Source organism: Streptomyces sodiiphilus, from assembly GCF_039529215.1.
Taxonomy (GTDB): domain Bacteria; phylum Actinomycetota; class Actinomycetes; order Streptomycetales; family Streptomycetaceae; genus Streptomyces; species Streptomyces sodiiphilus.
Genome location: NZ_BAAAMJ010000061.1, coordinates 1 through 6277, shown reverse-complemented (window position 1 = coordinate 6277; position 6277 = coordinate 1). Strand labels below are relative to the sequence as shown.

General features: G+C 67.4%; 2 protein-coding genes. Both read left to right on the top strand.

Annotated features, from left to right (window positions below; all coding sequences use genetic code 11):
* The coding region (locus tag ABD299_RS21495) for a non-ribosomal peptide synthetase (protein ID WP_344265232.1) at positions 1–1464 on the top strand (1464 nt) is incomplete at its 5' end.
* 209 nt (positions 1465–1673) lie between these two features.
* The coding region (locus tag ABD299_RS21490) for an amino acid adenylation domain-containing protein (RefSeq protein ID WP_344265229.1) at positions 1674–6277 on the top strand (4604 nt) is incomplete at its 3' end.

Sequence of the window (6277 nt, the reverse complement as noted above, 5' to 3'; positions counted from 1 at the left end):
GGGGGGTTTGTGGGGCCGGTGGTGGATGTGGATCAGGGTTTGTATGTGATGTTCACGTCGGGTTCGACGGGGGTGCCGAAGGGGGTTGTGGTTTCTCATCGGAATGTGGTGGGTCTGGCTTCGGATGGTTGTTGGGGTGAGGGGCATGGGCGTGTGTTGTTTCATTCGGCGCATACGTTTGATGCGGCGACGTATGAGGTGTGGGTGCCTTGGCTGAATGGTGGGGCGGTGGTGGTGGCGCCGCCTGGTCTGCTGGATGCCGAGGTGCTGGGGCGGGTGCTGGTGGAGGGGGAGGTCTCTGCGATGTTTCTGACGACGGGGCTTTTCCGGGTTCTGGTGGCGGAGGCGCCGTGGGTGTTTCGTGGGCTGCGGGAGTTGTGGACGGGGGGTGAGGTGGTTGCTCCGGATGTGATGGAGAGGGTTCTTGAGTTTTGTCCTGGGCTGCGTCTGGAGCATGTGTACGGGCCGACGGAGACGACGACGTTTGCGGTTTCTCATCGGGTTCGGGTGCCTTTTGATTATGAGGGTGTGGTGCCTATTGGTGGGCCGATGGGGGGGATGCGTCTGTATGTGCTGGATGAGGGGTTGGGTTTGGTTCCGCGGGGGGTTGAGGGTGAGTTGTATATCGGTGGTGTGGGGGTTGCGTGGGGTTATGTGGGGCGTGCGGGTTTGACGGCGGAGCGGTTTGTGGCGGATCCGTTTGTGGGGGTGGGTGAGCGGATGTATCGGACGGGGGATGTGGTGCGGTGGAATGTGCGGGGGGAGATGGAGTTTGTGGGGCGGGTGGATGAGCAGGTGAAGTTGCGGGGTTTCCGGGTGGAGCCTGGTGAGGTGGAGTCGGCTTTGGTGCGGTGTTCGGGGGTTGCTCAGGCGGTGGTGGTGGTGCGGGAGGACCGGCCTGGTGACCGGCGTTTGGTGGGGTATGTGGTGCCGGAGGTGGGTGAGGTTCTGGATGAGGGGGTGGTGCGTGAGTTTGTGCGGGGGGTGTTGCCGGAGTTTTTGGTGCCGGCGGTGTGTGTGGTGTTGTCGGAGTTGCCGTTGAACAGGAATGGGAAGGTGGATCGGGGTGCTCTTCCTGTGCCGCGGGTGCGGGTGGAGGAGGGGCGTGGTCCGCGGGATGCGCGGGAGGAGTTGTTGTGTGGTCTTTTTGCTGAGGTGCTGGGTGTGAGTGAGGTTGGTATTGATGACAACTTCTTCGATCTGGGGGGTCACTCGATCATGTCGATCCAGATCGCGGCCCGGGCTCGTGCCGCTGGGGTGCTGATCGCGCCGCGGGACATCTTCAGTCATCCCACCGTCGCCACTCTCACCCCCCACATCCAGGAAGCAGTCGCAGCGCCGCAGGAGGCGTCTCCGAGCCGCCGGCCACTTCTTGAACTGAACGGTGAGGAGCTGGCCGAGCTCGAGTCCTGGGGTTCACGCCACGACAAGGACTCTGATGGCACGGCTCCGCCTGCCGTGTAGTACTCCCGTCACCCGATGAATTCCGTCCCCCTCGCCTGGCTGGAGAGAGCATGCCGAATTCCAACATNCAGTCATCCCACCGTCGCCACTCTCACCCCCCACATCCAGAAAATCGACACAACTGCCGCGGCTACCGTCCCTGACCAGCCTCTCGTCGCGCTGGACCGAAACGAACTCGCCGAGCTCGAAGCCGAATGGGAGACCGGGAAGTGAACCAGTCACCGATCGAAGCCGTCCTTCCGCTTGCCCCGCTGCAGGAAGGCATGCTCTTCCATGCGCTGTACGACCACCGTGATGTGGATGTCTACAATGTGCAGCTGGCCATCGAACTGAACGGTGCACTGAAGACGGACGTGCTGCGGACTTCTTGTGCCAGACTCCTCGCCCGGCACTCCGCGCTGCGCGCCGGCTTTCTCCAGCGTCGTTCAGGTCAGACCGTCCAGGCCGTCGCCCGTTCCGTCGGGACTCCCTGGCGCGAGACGGATCTCTGTGATGTGCCGGAGGAGGACAGGGACGCGCGCTGTGCCGAGATACTGACCGCCGAGCGCGCTGCTCGATTTGACATGACACGACCGCCGCTGGTCCGCTTCATGCTGATCGGACTCGCCCCGCGCCGTCATGTGCTGTGCTTCACCCTGCATCACATTCTGCTGGACGGCTGGTCGGTCCCGCTGGTGCTGCGGGAACTGTTCGCAATCTACAGTGCCGGTGGCTCCGACGATGCCCTGGAGCCCCCAGTCCCGTTCGACCGGTACCTTTCCTGGCTGTCCACTCGTGATCGGGAAGCCTCGGCACAGGCCTGGGCGGCGGCCCTGGAGGGCGTCACCGACCCCACGCTGGTGGCACCCGGAGCGCTCGCAGCCGGCACCCCGGTGCCTCCTCGCCGCCTCACCCAGGAACTGCCCGCGGACCTCACCGCCAGACTCGGCGCCATGGCGAGAGAGCGCGGACTGACGGTGAACACAGTCCTGCAGGCGTCGTGGGCGCTGACACTGAGCGTCATGACCCGCGCCCAGGACGTGCTGTTCGGCCTCCAGGTCTCCGGTCGCCCAGCGGAGCTCCCCGGAGTGGAGCAGATCATCGGGCTGGTGATGAACACCGTTCCCGTGCGCCTCAGCCTGAAGGCGGGCGAAACGGCCGGCGAGTTGCTTCACCGCCTCCAGCGGGACCAGGCGGCCCTTGGCCCTCACCAGCATGTCTCGCTTGCCGACATCCAGCGCGCCGTAGGCATGGGCAACCTGTTCGACACCGCCTTCGTCTACCAGAGCACACCGTTCAGCACCAATGTCGTCAGCGATACCGTGCCCGGTCTGACCACCAGGCTCCTCGAGGACGGCGAGGATCCTGAAGGCACCCATTACCCGCTGAGCATGGCCGTGTTCCCCGGCGAGAGGATGCGGCTGGAGCTGAGCTATCGGCCGGACGTCATCAGCGCGTCCCTCGGCAGGATATGGCTGGACAGGTTCCGGCAGTTGGTGGAGGCCCTCGTCACGGAGACGGATGTGCCGTTGCGCCGACTGAGCGTGGCCACCGCCGCGGAACGTGCCGCAGCGCTCGCTCAGAACGGCACTGCCCACCCCGTCCCCGCGGAGACGCTGGCCGACATCTTCGAGGCACAGGCGGCGCTCACCCCGGATGCCACGGCTCTGGTCGCCGGAAGCCTCTCCCTGACCTTCGCCGAGCTGAATGCCCGTGCCGGCACACTTGCCCGGACCCTGATCCGCCATGGTGCCCGGCCCGACCGCTTCGTCGTGGTCGCCATGCCGCCTTCCGCGGAGGCGCTGGTGCTGGTGCTGGCGGTGCTCAAGTCCGGCGGCGCCTACCTGCCCCTGGACCCGGACCAGCCGCCCTCCCGCGCCGCCGAAATCCTCGCTGACGCACGGCCTGTCGTAGGGCTCACCAGCACCGCCCTCGCAGGCACCCTGCCTCCGTTGCCCGAGGCCGGGTGGATCGTCGTGGACGGTCCGGGAGATCCCGGAGACTCGGACGGCCCCGGTGATGCCGGTGGGCAGATCGGACGCGGGGATGCGGACCATCAGGCGGATGGTGCCGATGGCGTCGGGTCCTTCGATCCACGCAGCCTCGCCTATGCGATCTACACGTCGGGAACCACTGGAGGACCCAAGGCGGTCTGTGTCGAGCACCACAGCCTGACCAACATGTTCCACAGCCATCGGCGGCGTTGCTACGGTCCCGAAGCGGCGGCAGCGGGAGGAAGACGCCTCCGCGTGGCGCTCACCTACGGCTTGGCCTTCGACGGCTTCTGGGCCCCCCTGTTCTGGATGATCGCCGGGCACGAGCTGCATCTGGTTGCGGATGAGGAGCGCAGGGACGCCCGGGCGGTGACCGAGCACACGGTCAGCAACGCCATCGATGTCCTGGAGACGACGCCCAGCTACGGCGCGCAGTTGCTGGCCGAAGGCCTGCTGGAGGACGTCCGGCACAAGCCGCGCGTCCTGGTGCTGGGTGGTGAGGCCATCTCGGAAGCTTTCTGGCGCCGCCTGCGCGACTCACCCCTGTCCGTCTACAACATGTACGGGCCCACCGAATGCACCATCGACCCGCTGTCCTGCTGGGTCGAGGAGGCGGACCGCCCCAGCATCGGGCGCCCCGCGGACAACAACCGGACGTATGTCTTGGACGAAGCGCTCCGGCCGGTTCCCCCGACCGTGGTCGGAGAGCTTTACATCGGCGGCTCCGGGGTGGCGCGCGGCTATCTCAATCGTGCCGGGCTGACGGCGCAGCGCTTCGTGGCCGACCCTTTCGCCGGGCCCGGCGGACGCATGTACCGGACGGGCGACCTGGTCCGCCGTGACCTGGACGGGACTTTGGTTTTCGTCGGCCGGGTGGACGACCAGGTCAAGATCCGTGGCTTCCGGGTGGAGCCGGGAGAGGTGACCGAGGCAGCCCTGCGGCACCCGGGGGTGGAGCATGCCGCCGTGGTGGTGCGTGAGGACGTGCCCGGCGACCAGCGGCTGGTGTGCTACACGGTGCCGCATGAGACATGGACTTTCGACGGGGAGGAGCTGAGGGCGTTTCTGGCAGGCCGGCTTCCCGCCTTTCTCGTGCCCTCGGCCTTCGTGGCACTCGCCGGGCTGCCGGTGACACCCAATGGGAAGCTCGACCGACGGGCCCTGCCTGTGCCGGAGTACCGGCCACGGCAGGAGAGCCGCGGTCCCCGGAATCCGCGGGAGGAGATTCTGTGCCGGCTTTTCGCTGAGGCGCTCGGTGTCACCAGCGTCGGCATCGACGACGATTTCTTCCAGCTCGGCGGGCATTCCTTGGTCGCCACCCGGCTCACCGGCCGGATCCGCACGGTGCTGGGCTGCCGGATCAGCATCCGTCACCTCTTCGAAGCCTCGACTGTGGCTCGTCTTGCTCTTCGGCTGACCACGGAAGGTCATGAGGCCGCAGCGCTCGCGCCCCGCGCGGCCGACCGCCCGGAGCGCGTCCCGCTCTCCGCCGGGCAGCGGCGGTTGTGGTTCCTCACGCAGATGGAGGGCGGCGGCGCCACCTACAACATGCCGACCGCGTGGCGGCTGAGCGGAGCCGTGGACGCGACTGCGCTGCGGGAGGCGCTTGCCGATGTTGTCCTTCGGCACGAGGCGTTGCGCACGGTCTACCCGCAGGTGGCGGAGGAGCCGTACCAGCGGGTTCTGTCGGGCGCGTACGCAGCCCCCGGGTGGTATGAGCAGACCTTCGACACGGAGGAGGAACTGGACGCCGCGCTGGCCGAGGCGCAGAACCGTCCCTTCGACCTCGCGTCCGAGGTGCCGCTGAGGGCGTTCCTGTTCAGCCGCGGCGAGCGTGAGCACGTCCTGCTGTTGGTCATCCACCACATTGCCACCGACGGCTGGTCCATGCGACCCCTCCTGCGTGACCTGGGCCTGGCGTACGACAGCCGCAGCCGCGGAAGCGTGCCGCAGTGGCCGGCACGTTCCCTGGACTACGCCGACTTCACGCTGTGGCAACGGCAGCTGCTCGGGGACGTCACCGATGAAGAAAGTCTGGCTGCCCGGCAGCTGGCCTACTGGCGGGAGCGCCTCGAAGGGCTCCCCGCGGAGGCCACTCTTCCGCAGGACAGACTGCGACCCCGGACGGCGTCATCCCGTGGGGCCTGTCACACGGCGCGGCTGCCCACTGAGCTCCACGCCGAGTTGGACCGGCTCGCCCGGGATACCGGCACCACACTTCTGATGGTGCTGCAGGCGGCGGTGGCAGTGGTGCTGACTCGGATGGGGGCCGGGGAGGACCTCCCCATCGGTGTCCCGGTGGCCGGCCGCACGGACGAGGCGCTGGAGGATGTGGTCGGGTTCTTCGTGAACACGCTGGTGCTCCGCACGGACACCAGCGGTGATCCCGCTTTCGTGGAGTTGCTGGAGCGCGTGCGTGCCACGGATCTGGAGGCATGGGAGCACCAGGACCTGCCCTTCGACGAGCTGGTGGAGGGGCTCAACCCTGAGCGTTCGTCCTCGCGTCACCCGCTCTTCCAGGTGGTGATCACCCTGGCGGACGCCGACGCGGATCCCTCGCCGGTGCCCGGGGTTCCGGCGCGTGCCCTGCCTCTGAGGCCGGAGAGCGCCAAGTTCGATCTGACCTTCGGGTTCGAGGAGCACCGAACGGCAGGAGGGCAGGCGGCCGGGCTGACGCTGAACCTGGAATACGCCACGGAGCTCTATGAGCGGCCGACGATCGCAGCCACGGTGCGACGCCTGGAGCGGGTCCTGTCGCAAGTGGGGGCCGAACCGGGGATACGACTCAGCGCGGTGAATCCGCTGGTGGCGGGGGAGCGTGGTGGTTTGTTGGGTGTGGG